16 protein-coding genes and 2 pseudogenes are annotated in these 18717 nt (G+C 64.8%); 8 read left to right on the forward strand and 10 right to left on the reverse strand.

Features of this window, described 5'->3' with window-relative positions:
* Positions 1–182: 182 nt before the first annotated feature.
* Positions 183–689 carry a CinA family protein gene (locus P5703_RS09260; protein ID WP_011913268.1) on the forward strand — a complete coding sequence of 169 codons (507 nt, stop codon included), beginning with the start codon at positions 183–185 and terminating at the stop codon, positions 687–689.
* A gap of 3 nt (positions 690–692) precedes the next feature.
* Here the strand turns inward: P5703_RS09260 and P5703_RS09265 are convergent, their stop codons facing one another.
* Positions 693–1805 (reverse strand): mechanosensitive ion channel family protein, encoded by a 1113-nt coding sequence (locus P5703_RS09265; RefSeq protein WP_285586286.1) that lies wholly within the window; start codon positions 1803–1805, stop codon positions 693–695.
* 203 nt (positions 1806–2008) lie between these two features.
* On the opposite strand from P5703_RS09265, the gene P5703_RS09270 reads away from it, so the two are divergent.
* Both P5703_RS09270 and P5703_RS09275 read left to right on the forward strand, forming a co-directional pair.
* Entirely contained in the window at positions 2009–2539 is a 531-nt protein-coding gene (locus P5703_RS09270; protein WP_013982809.1) for a ferritin-like domain-containing protein, read from the forward strand.
* 107 nt (positions 2540–2646) lie between these two features.
* Positions 2647–2931, forward strand: coding sequence for a DUF2061 domain-containing protein (locus P5703_RS09275; protein ID WP_014596715.1), 285 nt, complete (start codon positions 2647–2649; stop codon positions 2929–2931).
* A gap of 6 nt (positions 2932–2937) precedes the next feature.
* On the opposite strand, the gene P5703_RS09280 is transcribed toward P5703_RS09275, so the two are convergent.
* Positions 2938–3213 (reverse strand): DUF1652 domain-containing protein, encoded by a 276-nt coding sequence (locus P5703_RS09280; protein WP_279640334.1) that lies wholly within the window; start codon positions 3211–3213, stop codon positions 2938–2940.
* Positions 3214–3500: 287 nt separating this feature from the next.
* On the opposite strand from P5703_RS09280, the gene P5703_RS09285 reads away from it, so the two are divergent.
* The 3 genes from P5703_RS09285 to P5703_RS09295 all read left to right on the forward strand — a co-directional run bounded on the left by P5703_RS09285 (position 3501) and on the right by P5703_RS09295 (position 8246).
* A complete protein-coding gene (locus P5703_RS09285) occupies positions 3501–3797 on the forward strand; it encodes a hypothetical protein (protein ID WP_013982806.1) in 297 nt (98 codons plus the stop codon).
* A 28-nt stretch (positions 3798–3825) separates the two neighbouring features.
* Complete coding sequence (gene ligD / locus P5703_RS09290) at positions 3826–6381, forward strand: DNA ligase D (RefSeq protein ID WP_285586292.1); 2556 nt, start codon at positions 3826–3828, stop codon at positions 6379–6381.
* 62 nt (positions 6382–6443) lie between these two features.
* Entirely contained in the window at positions 6444–8246 is a 1803-nt protein-coding gene (locus tag P5703_RS09295) for a thiamine pyrophosphate-requiring protein (protein ID WP_045159055.1), read from the forward strand.
* A 32-nt stretch (positions 8247–8278) separates the two neighbouring features.
* On the opposite strand, the gene P5703_RS09300 is transcribed toward P5703_RS09295, so the two are convergent.
* Both P5703_RS09300 and P5703_RS09305 read right to left on the reverse strand, forming a co-directional pair.
* On the reverse strand, positions 8279–9292 hold the full coding sequence (locus P5703_RS09300) for an SDR family oxidoreductase (RefSeq protein WP_048329164.1): 1014 nt from the start codon (positions 9290–9292) through the stop codon (positions 8279–8281).
* A gap of 135 nt (positions 9293–9427) precedes the next feature.
* The gene (locus tag P5703_RS09305; protein WP_135265828.1) at positions 9428–10903 is read right to left on the reverse strand and encodes an FAD-dependent oxidoreductase; all 1476 of its coding nucleotides are present in this window, start codon (positions 10901–10903) and stop codon (positions 9428–9430) included.
* 416 nt (positions 10904–11319) lie between these two features.
* Here P5703_RS09305 and P5703_RS09310 point away from each other — a divergent pair, with 416 nt between their 5' ends.
* Positions 11320–12369 (forward strand): hypothetical protein, encoded by a 1050-nt coding sequence (locus tag P5703_RS09310; RefSeq protein ID WP_095460108.1) that lies wholly within the window; start codon positions 11320–11322, stop codon positions 12367–12369.
* Between the two features lie 41 nt (positions 12370–12410).
* On the opposite strand, the gene P5703_RS09315 is transcribed toward P5703_RS09310, so the two are convergent.
* The 6 genes and pseudogenes from P5703_RS09315 to P5703_RS09340 all read right to left on the reverse strand — a co-directional run.
* Positions 12411–12647, reverse strand: a complete 237-nt coding sequence (locus P5703_RS09315; protein ID WP_013982800.1) for a DUF2790 domain-containing protein — start codon at positions 12645–12647, stop codon at positions 12411–12413.
* Between the two features lie 279 nt (positions 12648–12926).
* Positions 12927–13862, reverse strand: coding sequence for a LysR family transcriptional regulator (locus tag P5703_RS09320; RefSeq protein ID WP_285586296.1), 936 nt, complete (start codon positions 13860–13862; stop codon positions 12927–12929).
* The gene (locus P5703_RS09325) at positions 13862–15316 is read right to left on the reverse strand and encodes an efflux transporter outer membrane subunit (RefSeq protein ID WP_285531424.1); all 1455 of its coding nucleotides are present in this window, start codon (positions 15314–15316) and stop codon (positions 13862–13864) included. The genes P5703_RS09320 and P5703_RS09325 overlap by 1 nt, the downstream gene beginning before the upstream one ends.
* Positions 15313–16212 carry an efflux RND transporter periplasmic adaptor subunit gene (locus P5703_RS09330; RefSeq protein WP_108241741.1) on the reverse strand — a complete coding sequence of 300 codons (900 nt, stop codon included), beginning with the start codon at positions 16210–16212 and terminating at the stop codon, positions 15313–15315. Before P5703_RS09330 ends, P5703_RS09325 begins: the two co-directional genes overlap by 4 nt.
* Positions 16213–16215: 3 nt before the next feature.
* A complete protein-coding gene (locus P5703_RS09335; RefSeq protein ID WP_049338722.1) occupies positions 16216–16419 on the reverse strand; it encodes a DUF1656 domain-containing protein in 204 nt (67 codons plus the stop codon).
* Positions 16416–17330, reverse strand: a pseudogene (locus P5703_RS09340) (FUSC family protein); the annotation flags it as partial. The pseudogene P5703_RS09340 and the gene P5703_RS09335, both read right to left, overlap by 4 nt.
* Between P5703_RS09340 and P5703_RS09345 the strand changes: the two are divergent.
* Positions 17329–18036 (forward strand): annotated as a pseudogene (locus P5703_RS09345) (helix-turn-helix domain-containing protein); the annotation flags it as partial. The pseudogenes P5703_RS09340 and P5703_RS09345 sit on opposite strands and share 2 nt — an antisense overlap.
* Positions 18037–18717 lie beyond the last annotated feature (681 nt).

Genomic DNA, 18717 nt, shown 5'->3' on the forward strand with positions numbered 1-18717 from the left:
TAGGAGCTGCCGAGAGGGCAGGTAGAGCTGCGCCGGCCCTACTGGAAACCAGACCCCGCATCGCGGTAGAAGTTCTTAATATAGAGTAGAACAAAAACCAGCGCTGGAACTCACAGCAGGCCAACCCGCTCCGAATAAAAAACCTCAACGAAATAGCCCCTTCGATGGGCGGAGCAAAAAACATGCAAGAGATCGAACGAGTCGTGGCATTCCTGCAGCGCGAGGAACTCAAGCTGACCACCGCGGAATCCTGTACCTGCGGTTTGATGGCCTCGCTGCTGGGTGACATCCCGGGCTGCGGCCAGGTGCTCGACAGCGGGTTCGTCGTCTACTCGCCGAAAGCCAAGAACCGCCTGCTCAACGTGGATTTCGAGACCATCGAGAAATTCGGCCTGACCAGCGAAGAGGTGGCCCGTGAGATGGCCATCGGTGCACTGAACGCCAGTGTCGCCACGCTGGCAGTGGCCAATACCGGCGTGGCCGACGACCATCAGGAGGATGAAGGCGGCACGCAGTGCTACGCCTATGCACTGATGCGGGGCGAGCGACAGGTGGTGGTGAGCGAAACGGTGCAGTTCGACGGCGACCGCGTCGAGGTTCGCAAGCAGGCGGCGCGGCACGGCCTGACCCAGCTGGAGAGCAGGTATGCGCAGCTGGTGGAGAAGCTCGAGCAGGGTGAAGGCGCCTGACGCCTACACCGGAGGCTGGCGTTCCGGCTCGACGTGCTGTGGCTGCGACATATCGACGCGCTGCTTGTGTCCGACGCTCAGGTCGGCCCGGACTTGCGGCAGCGAATGCGGATACTGCCGCTGGATGAAGCCCAGCAGGTTCTCGCGGATGTGGCAGCGCAGGTCCCAGTTGCGTGACGAGTCCGGGGAGCTGACCAGGGCGCGCAGCTGGATGGACTTCTCGCTGGCATCGGTCACCTGCAGCACGCAGACCCGGCCATCCCACAATTCCGGTACGTCCTTGCAGAGCCGCCGCAGCTCCTCGCGCAGCGGCTCCAGAGGCAGGCTGTAGTCGGCCCAGAGAAACACCGTGCCGATCAGGTTCGAGCTACGACGGGTCCAGTTCTGGAAAGGCTTTTCGATGAAATACTGCAGCGGCACGACCAGCCGGCGGTCGTCCCAGATCCGCACCACCACGTAGGTGCCGGTGATTTCCTCAATGCGGCCCCATTCGTTCTCGACGATCACCACGTCATCCAGGCGGATCGGCTGGGTCATGGCGATCTGCAGTCCGGCGATCAGGTTGGCCAATACCGGCCTCGCGGCAAAGCCCACCGCAAGCCCCGCAAGCCCCGCCGAAGCCAGCAGGCTGGCACCGAACTGGCGTGCGCCGGGGAAGGTCATCAGCATCGCCGCGGCACCGATCAGCAGGACGAAGAACGCCAGGGTCCGCAGCAATACCCGAGATTGCGTCTGGATCTGCCGGGCACGCAGGTTGTCGACCACATCCACCGGGTTGCGCAGCTGGATGAACTGCTGAAGCCCGCGCAGCAGGCGCATCACCAGCCAGGTCAGGGTGCCGATGATCAGAAGCGTGGTCACATGCCGTGCGCCGTCGATCAGCAGCAGGTCATCAGGCGCCGAAGTCCAGACGCCCTGCAGGCCCATCAGTGGCAGCAGTGCGCGAATGGGCTTTTCCAGCTGTTCGGACAGCTCGCGGGTGAACAGGAAGGCCCGCGCCAGGCGCAGCATCAGAGCGGTCAGCAGACGGCCGAACAGACTGAGGATAAGCACCACGAACAAGGCTGCAGCGAGCGTGCGCAGCGCTGGCTGGCTGATGTACTGGTCCCATTGCAAGAGATAGGCGGGCAGTTCGATGGCGGGGGGCTCCGGTTAACCGTTCGTCAGGGCCAGTGACAGGCTGTGTCTGGCAAAAGTTCAGGCCGTTGCGCCTGGGGGCGCGCCGGTCGGGTAGGGGGAACTCTTGCTGGCAGGGTCTCTCACAAAACCAAGCGGGCCACCTTCGCCCCCCGACTTTTCCAGACCTGAGGAGTGATCCCATGCAAAGTGCACAGACCGGCAACGACGTCCGTACCGAACGCCTCATCGAGTGGCTGCGCGATGCGCATGCCATGGAAGCGCAGGCCGAGACCATGCTGAACAAGCAGGCCAGCCGTATCGAGCATTACCCCGAACTCAAGGCGCGGATCGAGCAGCACATCACCGAGACGCAGAACCAGGCCAAGCTGATCGAAGGCTGCCTGCAGCGCTACGACAAGTCCTATTCCGGCCTCAAGGACCTCGGCGGCAAGATGATGGCGATGGGGCAGGCCATGGGCGGCATGATGGTCAATGACGAGATCGTCAAAGGCGCGCAGATGGGCTACGTCTTCGAGAATCTCGAAATCGCCTCCTACAAGATCCTGATTGCCGCCGCCGAAGCGGTCGGCGACATGCAGACCAAGGAAGTCTGCGAGCGCATCCTGGTGGAAGAGGTCGCCATGGCCGACTGGCTGCGCGACCACCTGGCGGAGCTGACCCAGGCCTACCTGACCCGCGCGCTGGAACCCAACGTCGAAGCCAAGCGCTGAGACGGCTTGCCTGATTGCCCGGCCACCTCGGCCGGGCCTTCCCCATCCTCTTTCGCAGGGCCGTTGCAGGACCGCAAACGGCCGTGCCTGTCCGTCGGGAGCCGTCCATGAGACCACGACCGCTCGTCAAGACCCTGACCTTCGCCGTGCTGCACTTCGCCACGGCTTTCATCGTCGTTTATGCGCTGACCGGAAGCGTCGTCATCGGTGGCGCCGTCGCCCTGATCGAGCCGCTGTGCAACACCGTGGTGTTCTACCTGCACGAACGCGCCTGGCAGCGATTCGGCCGGCAGAAGGCGACCCACTCCCACAGCTACGGCCACGATGTGTTCCTCAAGTACATGGGCCGGGGGCAGGCCGCCGGGGGCCGAGCGGCGCGTACGCCGCGCTGAGCCGGGTCACTCCGTGCGCACGCTCCGATTCGTTTCGGCGGGCAGCGTGCTGAGGGTGGCGCACATTTCGATGCGCAGTTCCTGAGCCAGACGCACCAGGTTGGCCGCGTCGCGGCATTGGTCGTAGGAGATGCCGAGAACGGTCAGTTCCTCATCTGGCGGTTCATGGTAGAGGCGCACGCTGAGCGAACTGTCGGAAGCATCGCGGCATTCACACTGAAACGGCCGCAGGTAGGTGTGCAGGATGGCTTCGATCTTGAACAGAGGAAGACGCGTATTCATAAATCCTCCCTAGCAAAGGAGGTGACTAAAGCGCAGTACAGCATCCGCTGCGCACCCCTGGCGTTCCGACGTCCTTCAACCGTAGCAGCACTGTTCGCCTTGTAAATGCGGCGATATGTCCATTGAGCGGATTAAGTCGCCCAGGCGCTCTAGCTAGCCTTTTCAGACCAGTGCCGCTTATCGGAACCCGTCGGGCGGACCGGTCGCCGCCCCCCTGAACTCATACCAGCGGGGGATGACCAAATTAAGTAACAGCCATGACTACCCAGCCTACGCGGAGATCCCACATGAAAAGACTGCTGCTCAGCGCAATGCTCAGTGCAATGGTTGCGGCGCCTGCGATGGCGCAGTTTCCCGCCGGCACTCCGCGTGACGATACCGGGTCACGTCCGAGCCCGATGGGCAACCCCACGCCGCAGGAAGAAGTGGAAACCCGCAAGGATCACAAGGGCCGTACCGTGACCGAAGACGGCCAGCTGGTGGCGCCACAGCCGGGCAGCGAGGAACCTTCAACCGATCCGGACCGGCATTCGGCGCCGGGCGGCCCCAACGACACTTCCACCGACGCCGGCAAGCTGGAATAGCCGCCGGCATAGCTCGCGGAGGTTGGCCATGGCGCTCGAAGATTACCAACGCATGCGTGACTTCGCCGCCACGCCGGAACCCGCCGGCAAGGCACGGCCGAAGTCCCGCAAGAGCCAGGCACTGCAGTACTGCATCCAGAAGCACGACGCCACGCGTCTGCATTACGACTTCCGCCTGGAACTGGACGGCACCCTGAAGAGCTGGGCGATTCCCAAGGGGCCAAGCCTGGACCCTGGCGTGCGCCGGCTGGCCGTACACGTGGAAGACCACCCGCTGGAGTACGCCACCTTCGAAGGGAACATCCCCGAAGGGCATTACGGTGCCGGCGACGTGATCGTCTGGGACCGTGGCGTGTGGACACCCCAGGGCGACCCGCACGAGGGCTATCGCAAGGGCAAGCTCAAGTTCAGCCTGGAAGGCGAGAAGCTTGCCGGCAGCTGGAACCTGGTGCGCACGCAGATGGACGGGAAGAAGGAGCAGTGGTTCCTCATCAAATCCCGTGACGAGGCGGCGCGCGAGGAGAGCGAGTACGACATCGTCACCGCCGAGCCCGACAGCGTGCTCAGTGACCGCACCCTGGTGCCGCGCAAGCGCGGCGCGAAGGCCCGCGTGGCCGAAACCCCGCCTGCGCCAGTCAAGGCGCCCGCCAAGAAGCGGACACCGGCCAGGCGAAAGGCAAAGGTCGCGCTCGAGGGGGCGGTTCCGGCCGAGCTACCGGAGCATTTCAAACCGCAGCTGGCCACCCTGGTCGATACGGTACCGGGCGGGGACTGGCGGTACGAAATCAAGTTCGACGGCTACCGGATGCTCGCGCGCATCGACTCTGGCGAGGTCAGGCTGTTTACCCGCAACGGCCACGACTGGACGGCGAAGATGCCCCAGCAGGCCGCGGCGCTTGCGGGACTCGGGCTCGAGTCCGGGTGGCTGGATGGCGAGGTGGTGGTGCCGAACGAGGAGGGCACGCCGGACTTCCAGGCCTTGCAGAACGCTTTCGAGGCGGGGCGCAGCGGCAGCATTCTCTATTACCTGTTCGACATGCCTTACCTGAACGGCATGGACCTGCGCGAGGTGGCGCTGGAGCAGCGCCGCGCAGCGCTGCGCGAGGTGCTGGAGCGCAGTGACAGCGAGCTGCTGCGCTTCTCCGAGGACTTCACCGAGCAGCCGGACAGCATTCTGGAAAGCGCCTGCCAGATGAAACTCGAAGGGCTGATCGGCAAGCGCGCTGGCAGCACCTACACCTCGCGACGCAGTAGCAGCTGGGTGAAGATCAAATGCAGCAACCGGCAGGAATTCATCATCGTCGGCTATACCCAGCCGAAGGGTACCCGCACCGGTTTCGGCGCGCTGCTGCTCGGCCTGCACGACGACAACGGCGAGCTGCGTTACGCCGGCAAGGTCGGCACCGGCTTCAACCATGCAACGCTGCAGAGCCTGCACAAGAAGCTGAAGAAGCTGGAAACCGATAAAAGCCCGCTGGCAAAGGCACCCCCAGCAGCCGATGCACGTGGCGCGCAGTGGCTAAAGCCGGAACTGATGTGCGAAGTCGCCTATGCCGAAATGACCCGTCAGGGTGTGGTGCGCCACTCGGTGTTCCACGGCCTGCGAACCGACAAGCCGGCCGAGGCCATCACCCACGAGCGGGCCAAACCAGTCGCCAGGGCAAAGCCGAACGTCGCCGCCAAGGCCGATGCCCTCGGCAGCGGTCGGATCAAGATTTCCAACCCCGAACGGGTCATCGACCCCAGCAGCGGCATCACCAAGATCGAACTGGCCCGCTTCTACGCGCAGATCGCCCCCTGGGCGCTGCCGCAATTGCAGAACCGGCCGCTGGCGCTGGTCCGCGCGCCTGAAGGCATCACTGGCGAGCTGTTCTTCCAGAAGCACGCCGACAAGCTGGCCATCCCGCATATCACGCAGCTGGACCCGGCGCTCGATCCGAAGCACGGCGCGCTGCTGGTGATCGACAGCGCCGAGGCGCTGGTCGGCGCCGCGCAGATGGGCTCTATCGAGTTGCACAGCTGGAACGCCGTGGCGCCCGATCTGGAGCACCCTGACCGCTTCGTGCTGGACCTCGACCCCGATCCGGCCCTGCCGTGGAAGCGCATGCTCGAGGCGACCCAGCTGACCCAGACACTGCTGGACGAGATCGGCCTGGCATCGTTTCTCAAGACCAGCGGCGGCAAAGGGCTGCACATCGTCGTACCGCTCGACCCCGTGCATGACTGGAGCGAGGTGAAATCCTTCAGTCAGGCGATTGCCAGGCACCTGGCAAAACTCCTGCCCTCCCATTTCTCCGCGGTCAGCGGGCCGAAGAACCGGGTCGGGCGCATCTTCATCGACTACCTGCGCAACAGCCGTGGCGCCAGCACCGTCGCGCCGTACTCGGTACGCGCCCGCGAGGGTCTGCCGGTTTCCGTACCCATCCACCGCGACGAGCTGGCGGACCTCAAGGGCGCCAACCTGTGGACGGTGCGCAACCTGCTGGAACGCCTGCAGGAACTGGATGACGACGACCCCTGGGCGGCCATCGGCAAGACCCGCCAGCGCCTGACCAAAAAAATACGCGACCGCCTGAACGCCTGATGCGGCGACTGGGCCCGCATCGGCATTCCGCCAGTGCGCACGCAACTATCAGAGGAGGCAGCATGAGTGACATGACAGTCGGAGATTACCTGGTCGAGCGGCTTTACCAGTGGGGCGTGCGGCGCATCTATGGTTATCCCGGCGACGGCATCAACGGCGTGCTCGGTGCGCTGAACCGGGCGGGCGGCAAGATTCGCTTCATTCAGGCTCGGCACGAGGAGATGGCCGCCTTCATGGCCTCGGCCGATGCCAAGTTCGGCGGTGGGTTGGGTGTCTGCCTGTCCACGTCGGGGCCGGGCGCCTCACACCTGCTGACCGGGCTGTACGACGCGCGTCTGGATCATGTGCCGGTGCTCGCGATCGCCGGGCAGCAGGCCCGCACCGCGCTGGGCGCGCACTATCAGCAGGAGATCGACCTGCCGGCGATGTTCAAGGATGTCGCGGGCGCCTTCGTCCAGCAGGCCAGCGCGCCGGCACAGGTACGCCACCTGGTGGATCGGGCCATTCGCAGCGCAATCGGCGAGCGCAAGGTCGCCGCCATCATCCTGCCCAACGACCTGCAGGAGGCGCCCTACAGCGAGCCGCCGAGGACTCACGGTGCCGTGCTTTCCGGTATCGGCTACAGCCGGCCGAAGATCGTTCCCTATGACGCGGACCTGCAGCGCGCCGCCGAGGTGCTCAACGCCGGCAGCAAGGTCGCCATTCTGGTCGGCGCTGGCGCGCTGCAGGCCACCGACGAGGTCATTGCCGTGGCCGAGACGCTGGGCGCCGGCGTGGCCAAGGCGCTGCTGGGCAAGGCGGCAGTGCCCGATGATCTGCCCTGGGTCACCGGTTCCATCGGCCTGCTCGGCACCGAGCCCAGCTACAAGCTGATGAATGAATGCGACACGCTGCTGATGATCGGCTCGGGCTTTCCCTATTCCGAGTTCCTGCCGGAGGAAGGTCAGGCCAGGGGTGTGCAGATCGATCTCAAGCCCGACATGCTGAGCATCCGTTACCCCATGGAGGTGAATCTGCACGGCGAGGCCGGCGAAACGTTGCGCGCGCTCTTGCCGCTGCTGGAGAAGAAGAGCGATCGCAGCTGGCAGCAACAGGTCGAAGCATGGCGCGCCGATTGGGACCGCACGCTGGAAGAGCGGGCAATGGCGGCCGCCGACCCGATCAACCCGCAGCGTGTGGCCTGGGAACTGTCGCCGCGCTTGCCGGAGCGGGCCATCATCACCAGCGACTCCGGCTCCTGCGCCAACTGGTATGCCCGCGATATCCGCATGCGGCGTGGAATGATGGGGTCCCTGTCCGGCGGGCTGGCCTCCATGGGCGCCGCGGTGCCCTATGCCATCGCCGCGAAGTTCGCCCATCCGGACCGCCCGGTGGTGGCTTTGGTCGGCGACGGCGCCATGCAGATGAACAACATGGCCGAGCTGATTACGGTGGCCAAGTACTGGAGCCAGTGGCAGAACCACCAGTGGATCTGCTGCGTGTTCAACAACCAAGACCTCAACCAGGTGACCTGGGAGCAGCGTGTGATGGAGGGCGATCCGAAATTCGAGGCTTCGCAGAATCTGCCCGACGTGCCGTATCACCGCTTCGCCGAGCTGATCGGGCTGCAGGGCATCTTCTGCGACCGCGAGGACCAGGTGGCCGCCGCCTGGGAGCAGGCACTGGCCGCCGATCGCCCGGTGCTGCTGGAGTTTCGTACCGATCCCAACGTGCCGCCGCTGCCGCCGCACATCAAGCTGGAGCAGGCCAAGGCCTACGCCTCGGTGCTGCTGCATGGCGATCCGGACCAGGCCGGCATCATCAAGCAGACCGCCAAGCAGGTGCTCGGCTCGATCCTGCCAGGACACCGCAAGGACAAGCGCTGAAGCCGCCTTCAGCAGGCGGCACAGGCCCGGCGCTAGGGCTGACCGTTGCCGCCGGAGGCGCCGAACACCTGGCCGGTTACGTAGCTGGCCTCGGTGGACGCCAACAGCACGTACAGCGGGGCGATTTCGGCCGGCTGGCCCGGGCGGCTCATGGGCGTATCGCCGCCGAAGCGCTGCAGGTTCTCCATGGTCTGCCCACCGCTGACCTGCAGGGGCGTCCAGAACGGTCCGGGCGCCACGGCGTTCACCCGGATGCCTTTGTCGATCAGCTGCTTGGCCAGCCCCTTGCTGAAATTGGTGATTGCCGCCTTGGTCAGTGAGTAATCCAGCAGGTTGGCAGGTGGGTCGTAGGTGGTGACCGAGGAGGTGTTGATGATCGAAGCGCCCGCCGGCATATGCGGCACGGCGGCCTTGGTGATCCAGAACATGGCATAGAGATTGGTCTTGAGCGTCCAATCGAACGCCTCGTTGGAAATGTCGAGGATCGATTGCTCGCTGCTCTGTCGCGCGGCGTTGTTGACCAGAACGTCCAGCCCGCCCAGTTCCTCCACCGCCTTCTGGACCATCGAACGACAGAAGGCCTCATCGCGGATGTCACCGGGCAGCGCCACCGCCTTGCGTCCGACGTCGCGGATCAGCGCCACCACTGCCTGTGCATCCGGCTCCTCGTCCGGCAGGTAACCGATGGCGACATCGGCGCCTTCGCGGGCAAAGGCGATCGCTGCGGCACGCCCGATACCCGAGTCTCCGCCGGTGATCAGCGCCTTGCGCCCGGCAAGCCGGTTGGAGCCGCGGTAGCTCTTTTCGCCATGATCCGGCGGTGGCTGCATGTCCCGCGCAAGGCCGGGCCAGGGCTGCGACTGCTTGTCGAAGGGCGGTTGCGGATGCAGAGCCTTGGGATCGCGCAGCGGTGCGGGCGCCGCCTGCGGCGTGGCGTCGGCATCAGCGGCCTGGGCAAAGCCCGGCAACACCATGCCGGCGGCGAAGGTTGCGGCCGCACCCTGGATGAGCTTGCGTCGGGAGCTGTCATGGTCGTCGGAATGCATGGGAAATCCTGCAGCTGTTGCGGCGTTGGCCGTCCATCGGTCGAGGCTCGCGTTGAATTAGGCCGACGGCGTCCCTGGGCGGCATGCCACGTGCGTTACGCAGGGATCCGCCAGTGCGGTGCCCTGCAGAAAGGCTCAAAGCGAGCGGGCGGCCAGGGGTTCGATGGCGGGGCCGTGGATGACTTCGCCATCCGCCTGGAAGATCGAGCCGTGGCAGGGGCAGTCCCAGGTCCGGTCGGCGTTGTTCCAGGTCACGCTACAACCCATGTGGGTGCAGGCCGCGGACACGGCATGCAGGGTGCCGGCATCGTCGCGCCACACCGCGAGCTGTTCATCGCCGCGGGTGATTACGCCGCCTTCGCCCGGGCCGATGGCATCGAGGTCGTCGACCCTGGTCTGGCTATCGCTGCTCTGATTGAAGTCATCAGGGGAGGGACGGTTGGGGTCGTAGAGCTGCTTCCACGGGCAGCGGCCGGTGATGATCTGGCGGGCCATGCCCAGCCCGACGGCGGTGCCGTTGCTGATACCCCAGCCGTTGAAACCGGTGGCCACGAACAGGCCGGGGGATTGTTCCGGGTCCGGCTCGCCGGCATAGGCGACCCGGTCGGCGGTGTCGTAATCCTCGTTGCACCAGCGCCAGACGGCCTCACCCACTGGCAGGTGGCCGCGTGCCCAGTGTTCGAGTTCGATGAACCGCCTGGCGACGTCTGCGTCCTGGCCGGTCCTGAAGCGCGGACCGAGCACGATGAACAGCGGCCCCTGGTCATCACGGCCCATGCGGATGGAATGAGTCGGCTCGTCGACGCCGATGAACATGCCGTCCAGATGCGCGCCGTCCTGCGGACGAAAGGCCATGGCCACGTGGCAACGCGGCTGGGTCGGGCTGACGAGGTCTACCGGCGTTTCCACCGGCATGTGCGTAGCGAGTATGACCTGATCGGCTTCCACACTTCCGCCATCGAAGCCAACCTGCCAGCGCCCCTGGCGCTCGAAGCTCGTCGCGCGGGTGTGCTGATGGATGCGCCCGCCGCGGGCGTGCAGCGAGTTGGCCAGGCCGATCAGATAGCGTGTCGGGTTGAACTGGGCCTGATCCGGAAACTCCAGTGCGCCGGCGGTGGCGAAGGGCAGGGGCGGCTGGTCGATGACCCGTGCGGCGAAGCCCAGGCGGCGCGCCGCTTCGGCTTCATCGTCGATGGCTGGGCGCCAGTCCGCCGAGCACGCATAGGCGTAGGCGGACTGACGCTGGTAGTCGCAATCGATGGCGTGCTCGGTGACCCAGTGACGAATACGCTCCACGGCTTCGCGGTTGGCGTCGGCGTAGCACTGCGCCAGTTCCTGGCCGAAGGTATCGATCAGGTAGCGATAGATCAGCGCATGCTGGGTGGTGACCTTTGCGGTGGAGCGCCCGGTGACCTGTCCGCCGACCTCGCGGGCTTCGAGCACCACGACGGACTTGCCGGCTTCGCATAGCGTCATGGCGGCGCTCAGCCCGACGATGCCGGCGCCGACCACCACCACGTCGCATTCGCTGTGGCCGGTCAGGCGCGGAAAGTCGCCACGCGGCGCGCTGGCGCTCCAGCAGCAATCAGGGGTTGCGGATAGGGCAGGCATTGGCGGGTCCTCCTCACGGGTGGCATAGCCTGTAGAGCGGACCTGCCCGACCGGGTTCCGACCATCGGGCGGTTGGCGATCGAGGCACCGCCGTCACCGGCGCGTGCCCGGGAGAGCGCGACGGTGCGCCGACCTCTCAAGCGCAATGGGTTCGCCCGCAAAAAGGTGCCCCGCGGACGGAGCGCAACCTGATGGAATCTGTACGGGATTGGGCGTAGCGCGCGTTGGGGACCGAACATGCACAGGATTAAGCCGCCATCCGTCCGAACGCCGCTTCGTCTGCACCGAACAGGCAATACTTGCTCCGCGGCGCCAAGCAAAACAGTCGGCGCGTTGAGGGAGTGGCAGCGGCAGGGACACGCCAGATAGGGTCAGCATGATGTCGGCCGACGACGACTTTCAAAGGAGTGTTCCCTATGTTCTCGCATAAACCGCTGATCGCTTGCTTTCTATTCGGCTCGCTGCCGGCACTGGCGCTGGCACAGACCGCCGCCACCCAGACCGGAAATGACAACGAAATCATTCTCGAGCAGAACGGCTGGAACTCGGCAAGCCAGGTGCAGCAAGGGGATCGCAATTATTCGCGGGTCAGGCAGGACGGCGGTGACAATCGGGTGCAGACGAACCAGCTCAATCTCGACAATTGGACTGAAGTGGTGCAGAACGGATCGTCCAACCAGGCAAGCGTCATTCAGATCGGAGATATCTACGCCGGACATTCGGCATCCATCGTTCAGCTTGGGACGGACAACCTCGCCGAGGTCAGTCAGATGGATGGCAATGGCGCACAGGCGAACATTCACCAAGAGGGGGCGGGCAATGTTCACCGGGTTACGCAGCTGTATTACATGAACGAGGCCGACAGCCGCTCCGTTGGCACGAACAACCTGACCGAGATCAGTCAGGAGTGGGCCGGCAGCGCCCGTACCGACCAGCTCGGCAACAACAACCGGATCACTATCGAGCAGGGTTTCCTGCCTTATGGCGGATTGGTCTCGGTGTATCAGGACGGCGGCTCGAATGAAGCGGCGGTCAACCAGCAAGGCGGGCGCTACTACGTCGGCCAGGTCGAGTTGAGACAGCTCGGTAGCGCTAACCGCGCGCAGGTAACGCAATGGGCCGGTTTCAGTAGCTTCACCTTCACCCAGGAGGGTAGCGGCAACGAACTGAACGCCCGGCAGGCGACCCGTGACGGGATCATTCGAGGCAATACGGTTGGCAACGACAACCGCGTCAATATCGACCAGAGCTATGACAGCCCGGTGCTCGACATCGCCCAGAACGGTTCGGCCAACGAAATCGATGTGGTGCAGCATACCCCCTACAGCACCGTGTCAATCGCCCAGACTGGCGATGGCAACGTCGCGCTGCTGAATCAGACGACACAGTTCGAATTCCCGGTGCCCGCCACGGCCATCATCCAGAACGGCACCGGGAATAGCGCGTCGATCACACAGCGCTATTGAGGCGTCAGCGGGCGCAACCGATGGGCGGTCGCACTTCGTTTTCAGTGGTCCATGCAGTCCGGACCCTGACGCAGGTAGGTGGTTTCGTGGGTTTCGCCTTTGGAGTCCACGTACGTCATCCTGGCCTGCACGATCTCGCAGCCGCCTGCGGGCACGTCCATCGAGACGACCTTGGCGATGTCGAGCTTGTCGCCGTACTGGTAGGGCTTGGGCTCATCGGCGGCATGCGCCAGCTGGGCGCTGAAAGCCAGGGCGGCGATCCAGATCAGTCTTTTCACGGGTAACCTCCAGAAACGCCTGCACGCCCGAGACGCTTCGACGGGCATTGGCAGGTCTTGCAAGCGGCGCCCGCCGAGCAGCGGGCGTCAGGAATAAACAAGGCTGCCACGAGGGGAGCAGCCTGAAGGTGGCCGGACGGCTGGCCGACGGAGCAATTCGGCCAGCAATGCGGAACTGAGGGTTGCCCGTCCGCTGCCACCCGCCAATTCTAGGAAGCGCGCTGGGCCGGAAAAACCGCGCCGCCGGTGAAACACCTTTACCGAGCGCGCAACAATCGTTCAGGCCCAATGCGTCTCGTCCCGCAGCACCCGGTGATAGTCGTCGAAGGCGCGCGGCAGTGCCTGAGCGAGAAAGTCCAGCCAGGTCCTGATCTTCGCGTCGAGAAAGCGGCGGGAGGGGTAGAGCGCATGAATCTGCTTTTCCTGCAGGCGGTACTGCGGCAGCAGGCGCACCAGCGTCCCGCGCTGCAGCGCCGGCGCCGCCACGTAGTCAGGCAGCAGGCAGATACCCATGCCGGCTTCGGCGGCGCTGGCCATGGCTTCGGCGACATTCACCTTGAACGTCTCGCCGGGGCGGATCACCTCTTCGACGCCGTCGCCGACGAAGTGCCAGTCGTCGGCGAACACCGGATCGAGCAGCCGCAGGCAGCGGTGGTTATGCAGATCGGTCGGCCGTCGCGGCACGCCATGCCGCTGGAGATAGCTCGGTGCGGCGCAGACGACGTGAAACACCGGCCCGAGCCGCTGGGCGATCAATTCCGAGTCGGGCAGGTCACGAGACAGGGTGATGATCACGTCCAGCCCGGCTTCCAGCAGGTCCGGCTGGCGTTGGGACAGGCTCAGATCGAGGCTGACCTCCGGATAGCGCTCGCAGTAGTGCCCGGCGAGGCCGGACAGGAGCTGGATGCCGAGGCCGGTGGTGGAGTGCACCCGCAGGCGACCGCGCGGCGTGAGGTGCGCGCCACAGGCTTCCTGCCGGGCGTCATCGAGCTGCGCCAGTATCTCGCGGGCACGCTCGAGAAAGCGTGCACCGACCTCGGTCAGCGCCAGACGCCGGGTGGTGCGCTGCAGCAGGCGGGCGTGCAGATGGTTCTCCAGCTCGCTGACCAGGCGCGACACCTGCGCCGTGGAGGTGTCGGTCTGCCTGGCTGCCGCGGTGAAGCTACCGGCGTCGACGACCCGGACGAAGGCGCGCATCGCATGCAGCATGTCCATCAACCGTCGTCCTCCTGGCTGGCGGCGGGAGGCTGGCTCGTGCGCCAGCCTCCACCTAGGGCAAGGAACAGGTCGACCTGATCCAGTGAAAGCTGCGCCTGCGAGGCGGCCAGCGCGGCCTGGGCGGTGGCCAGGGTGCGCTCGGCGTCCAGGCTGTCGAGATAACCCAGGCGACCCTCCTGGTACAGCCGGCGGGTGTGATCGGCGGCGTTGCGAGCCGCGTCACGCGCCTCGTGCAATGCCTGGTCGCGCTGCAGATCATGCGCATAGCGGCTGAGCAGGGTCTGGGTTTCCCTCAGTGCCTCCAGCACCACACCGTCGAAGCGGGCGAGGGCGGCGTCTGCTCCGGCCTCCATGGCACGCACCCGAGCCCGATCGACCTGGGTTGGAAAGTGCCAGCTGATCGAAGGGCCGAATGCCCAGCGCTGTGTCACCGCATCGCCGAGGTGTTCGAGCATGCCGGTGTAGCCTGCCTTGCCGCCGAGACTGATCTGTGGGTACATCATCGCCGTGACCACGCCGATCTGTGCCGTGGCCGCGGCCAGGCTACGTTCGGCTGCGCGAATGTCGGGGCGTCGGCGGAGCAGGGCGGCGCCGTCACCAAGCGGGATCGGCTGACTCAGCTGTGGGGCGTGGTTGCAGGCCGCGGCGGCTTCAGGCAGCTCGCCCGGTGTGTGACCGAGCAGGGCGGCGAGCCGATACAGCGCCGCGGCCTTCTTCGCCTCGAAGGGAGGCAGCTCGGCGCGCAGGGTCTCGACCTGCGCTCGGGCGCGGGCAACATCCACTTCATTGCCGCGGCCGCCAGCGAGCAGGCGGGAGGCCACCTCAAGCTGGCGCTGCTGGATCGCCAGCGAGTGTTGGGCGATGGCCAGCTCTTCGCCGGCATGACAGGCCGTCATGTAGCTGCGCACGACGCCGGCTACCGCACTGATGCGTGCCGCCTCGAGCAGCGACGCACTGGCGTCGGCTGTTGCACCGGCTGCTTCGGCGCCGCGCCGCAGCCGGCCGAACAGGTCCAGCTGATAGCTCACGGCGAGGCCGGCATCGGCCAGGTTCATCACCGGCAGCTTCTCTTCCAGCGCCAGCGCCTCGCTGGACAGCTGGCCGCGCGCCAGTGAACCGTCGCCACCCACCACCACTTCCTGGGCGTGATGGGCCATCTGGAAGCCCTGATAGGCCTGACGCAGGTTGTAATAGGCCTGGCGTATGTCACGGTTGCCCGCCAGTGCCTCGCGCACCAGTCTGTCGAGCAGGGGATCGTCGTACAGCTGCCACCAGCCGTCCGGCAGCGGCGTCTGTTCGACTTCTGGATTGCCGAGCGTATCGAATGGCGCCTGCGCTGCAGCCTGGCGCACCACGGCCTGGTCCGGTACGCGGTAGTCCGGGCCGACCGCACTGCAAGCGGCGAGCAGCGTGACGAGCAGGGGCAGGGCGGGGTACAGGTAGCGGCTCATGGTGTCGCGCTGCTCGCGTCGGCGGCCGGCCACGGCAGCACCGAGAGGGTAGCCGTGCGGCCGACCACGAGGCGGATGTCGCTCGGCTGGCCTTCGTCGAGCACTACCCGCACCGGAATCCGCTGCGCCAGGCGCACCCAGTTGAAACTCGGGTCGATATTAGGCAGCAGCGAGTTGCCGCGGACCCGGTCACGATCCTCGATACCGGCGGCGATGCTCTGCACGTGGCCGCGCAGGTGCTGCGTTTCGCCCATGACGTGGATGTCTACCGGCTGGCCTATCCCGATGGCGTGCAGCTTGGTTTCCTCGAAGTAGCCTTCGACGCGCAGGGAGTTGGTGTCGACGATGGACAGCACCGGCGTGCCGGTTTTCACGTAGTCGCCGACCCGCATGGTCTGGTCGCCCAGATAGCCGTCCACGGGACTGAGTACGGTGGTGCGCTCCAGGTCCAGCTGCGCCACGCCAAGGGCCGCCTCGGCGGTTGCCAGTGCCGCTTCGGCCCGCTTGACCTGGGTGTCGCCGATTTCCACCGTCTCGGCGGCGATCAGATCCTTCAGCACGCGGTTGCGTCGGGCTTCGCGCTGCGCCTGCTCCAGCTGTGCGCGGCGCTCCAGCACGGTGGCCTGCGCTTCGTCGACGGCCAGCTGGAAGCGCGCCCGATCGATCACGAACAGTACCTGGCCACGCGTGACACGCTGGTTGTCGCGCACCCGCAGTTCGGTGACCAGCCCGGACACATCCGGCGCGACCTGGACGATATCGGCATGTACATGCCCATCACGGGTCCAGGGCGCTTCCATGTAGTAGTCCCACAGGTGCAGGCTGACGACGGTGGCGATGGCTACAGCCAGCAGGGTCAGCAGTACCGAGCCGGCGGTGGGTATCCAGTTCTTCACGATTCAAATCCGCGCTACGAAATAGAACAGGGCGCCGAGCACGATGATGTACAGGGCAAGATTGAACAGCGGCGGGTGCCAGACCCAGCGGTAGAAGCCGACACGCTGCAACAGCGCGGCCAATAGGCTCTTCAGGCCATAGGCCGCCAGCATTGTCACCAGCAGGACTGGCACATAGACGCCGTAGAGATTGAGATGGCCCGTCATGCGAAGGCACCTGCGTCAGCGGGCCCGGTGGATGGTCGACACGGCACGCTGGCCGGCGCGTCCGGGAACAGGGCCAGCCGCAGGCCGTGGAGGGCTTGCGCCGCCTGCCGGGCCTCCTGCTGCAGACGCACAACGGTGCTTTCCAAGGCATGGCGCAGGTCGGCCGGGGGCGGCAGTTCACGCTGCGCCATGGCGCAATCGCGAAAATAGGTCTGAATCATCGTCAGCACCGGCGTCAGCTGTTGGCGCAGGGGGCCGCTTGGGCGCAGCTCGCGCAATTCCAGCAAGCGAAAGCAGACCCGCAGCTCGCGGGTGACATCGTTCAGCGCCAGGCCCTGGTCACCGAGTTGTGTCAGTCGAGGAAGCAGCTGAGCGATACGATCGACGAACGCCGATGCGCTGGCGACCGTATTGGCGCCGCGGCTCAGGTCCGCGAGCTGCGCCAGATTCTGCCAGCCGTGGCGTACTAGCCGACGCGCGGCCCAGAGCGTGCCGAACGGACGGGTCAACCGCGCCCAGACCAGGGCGAACACCACGCCCAAGGCAGTGGACAGGGCAATATCGGCGAACAGTTGAAAATCCGCCTGGTAGGCACGCTGGATGGTGATGCTGGAGATCGTCTGGACCGCCACCAGGATCACCGTTCCGGCATGCTGCGGACGACCGGCGAGCGTACCGAGCAGCAGCAACGGCCCGGCGAGCAGCGTGGCCAGGCTGCCGAAGTCGTGCACGTTGGGCATTAGCGCGAACAGGTAGATGCCGGCGGCGCTGATTGAGACCAGTGTGGCGGCCAGAAACGACCTGATGAATGGCGCCGGGTTGTCCTGACTGGCGAAGAAGCAACCCGCCACGGCGGCAATGAACACGCCGCCGTAGCCGTGCTGCCAGCCGGAAACGAACCACAGCATGCTATCGCTGGAGAACAGTCGCATGGCTTTCCATGCGCCGTGCCTGATCCTGCTGCCGCAACGCACCGTGCATGCGTTTCGCTATAGCGCGGAGACCGATGGTCCGGTCATCACCGCAGCGCAACGGCCGCTGGAGTCCATGGCACGTATTCTCTCCAGCGATCTGCTGGCAATGATGCAGCGTCCGGTGGTGATTCCCTTGCCCTGGATTGCGGATGGCACGGAACCTATCTGGCCACTGATTCAGCTGATTCAGAACGAAGCGCAAGGCCAGGAACGCGACAACGTGGCGGCCGGCCATGCCTTGCTGATCGCCTTGCTGGTACAGATCACACGGCTCAATCAGCCGACCCTGACTGCAAGGCCGGCCAACGGCAGACGCTCGGCATTGCTGGGTCAGTTCCGCGAACTGATCGATCAGCACTTCAAGCAGCATTGGCCGCTCGCACTGTATGCCGAAGCGCTGGGCATCACGCCGGCCACGCTGGGCAGAGCCTGCCGCGAAGAACTCGGCGAATCACCGACAGCCGTCATCAACGAACGCATCGTGCGCGAAGCACAACGACAGCTTGCATATACCGCATTGAACATCCAGCAGATCGCCCATGACCTGGGCTACGCCGACGCTGCGTATTTCAGCCGATTCTTCAGAAAGCAGGCTGGCCTCAAGCCCAGCGAATTTCGCGCAGCATTCCGTGGACGAGCGTGAATGCAATCGAAGCGAGTGCAATCGGCACGTCAACTGCAGAGTCGACGAGCGATAAAAGTGACTGGCCGAGCACCTGCAGGAATATCCTGCGAGTTCGCATAATCTATATTATGTTAAATTTGATATAGGTTGCGTCTGCCAGCTCCGTATCCTCGGCGCTTGAGTACCTGGAAGTGAAGATCCGAATTCTAAGCACCTAAACATCCAAACCTAGGTATTTTGCCCCGGTTTAAATCTTGTCTTCCTCAGCCGGTAGTGAGTCTAAAACCCCGGCCCAGCTGGCCATGCGACTGCTAAAATTCGAGACTTTTCCTGCGAAACTCTCACTGCTCCCTGTCGTTTGAGCACAAATTTTGGATAATCTCGCCCTAGAATGCGCAATTTCGAAATTTCTTCGCCTTAGCACCAGCACACCGAATTAAGGATAGAAAACTCCCAGCAGTAGTCTTCAAGAAATGGAGAACGCTTTACCTGTTTTGCTTAGTATCCGGAGGTGAAAATCCAATAACCTGGATCCCGCTGGCTCAGGATTCGAAGCCCTGATAACGTTTAGTGAGAAAGCGCTCAGAACTAAAACTCGGTATATCGTGGACTTTTTAGCTTGGGATGGTCTGAAGTAGTCAGGTATTTCTGGCTGACTCCAGCCCTTGCCGATTTCAAAACGGTGATTCGGCTAAAAAA

The sequence above is a fragment of the Stutzerimonas sp. FeSN7 genome, assembly GCF_030263795.1.
In the GTDB taxonomy this organism is placed as follows: Bacteria; Pseudomonadota; Gammaproteobacteria; order Pseudomonadales; family Pseudomonadaceae; genus Stutzerimonas; species Stutzerimonas stutzeri.

Coding starts and splice junctions, on each gene's coding strand:
- P5703_RS09260 (WP_011913268.1), top strand. CDS start 183: ATGCAAGAGATCGAACGAGTCGTGGCATTCCTGCAGCGCGAGGAACTC.
- P5703_RS09280 (WP_279640334.1), bottom strand. CDS start 3,213: ATGAATACGCGTCTTCCTCTGTTCAAGATCGAAGCCATCCTGCACACC.
- P5703_RS09275 (WP_014596715.1), top strand. CDS start 2,647: ATGAGACCACGACCGCTCGTCAAGACCCTGACCTTCGCCGTGCTGCAC.
- ligD (WP_285586292.1), top strand. CDS start 3,826: ATGGCGCTCGAAGATTACCAACGCATGCGTGACTTCGCCGCCACGCCG.
- P5703_RS09335 (WP_049338722.1), bottom strand. CDS start 16,419: ATGACGGGCCATCTCAATCTCTACGGCGTCTATGTGCCAGTCCTGCTG.
- P5703_RS09310 (WP_095460108.1), top strand. CDS start 11,320: ATGTTCTCGCATAAACCGCTGATCGCTTGCTTTCTATTCGGCTCGCTG.
- P5703_RS09270 (WP_013982809.1), top strand. CDS start 2,009: ATGCAAAGTGCACAGACCGGCAACGACGTCCGTACCGAACGCCTCATC.
- P5703_RS09325 (WP_285531424.1), bottom strand. CDS start 15,316: ATGAGCCGCTACCTGTACCCCGCCCTGCCCCTGCTCGTCACGCTGCTC.
- P5703_RS09295 (WP_045159055.1), top strand. CDS start 6,444: ATGAGTGACATGACAGTCGGAGATTACCTGGTCGAGCGGCTTTACCAG.
- P5703_RS09300 (WP_048329164.1), bottom strand. CDS start 9,292: ATGCATTCCGACGACCATGACAGCTCCCGACGCAAGCTCATCCAGGGT.
- P5703_RS09285 (WP_013982806.1), top strand. CDS start 3,501: ATGAAAAGACTGCTGCTCAGCGCAATGCTCAGTGCAATGGTTGCGGCG.
- P5703_RS09305 (WP_135265828.1), bottom strand. CDS start 10,903: ATGCCTGCCCTATCCGCAACCCCTGATTGCTGCTGGAGCGCCAGCGCG.
- P5703_RS09320 (WP_285586296.1), bottom strand. CDS start 13,862: ATGGACATGCTGCATGCGATGCGCGCCTTCGTCCGGGTCGTCGACGCC.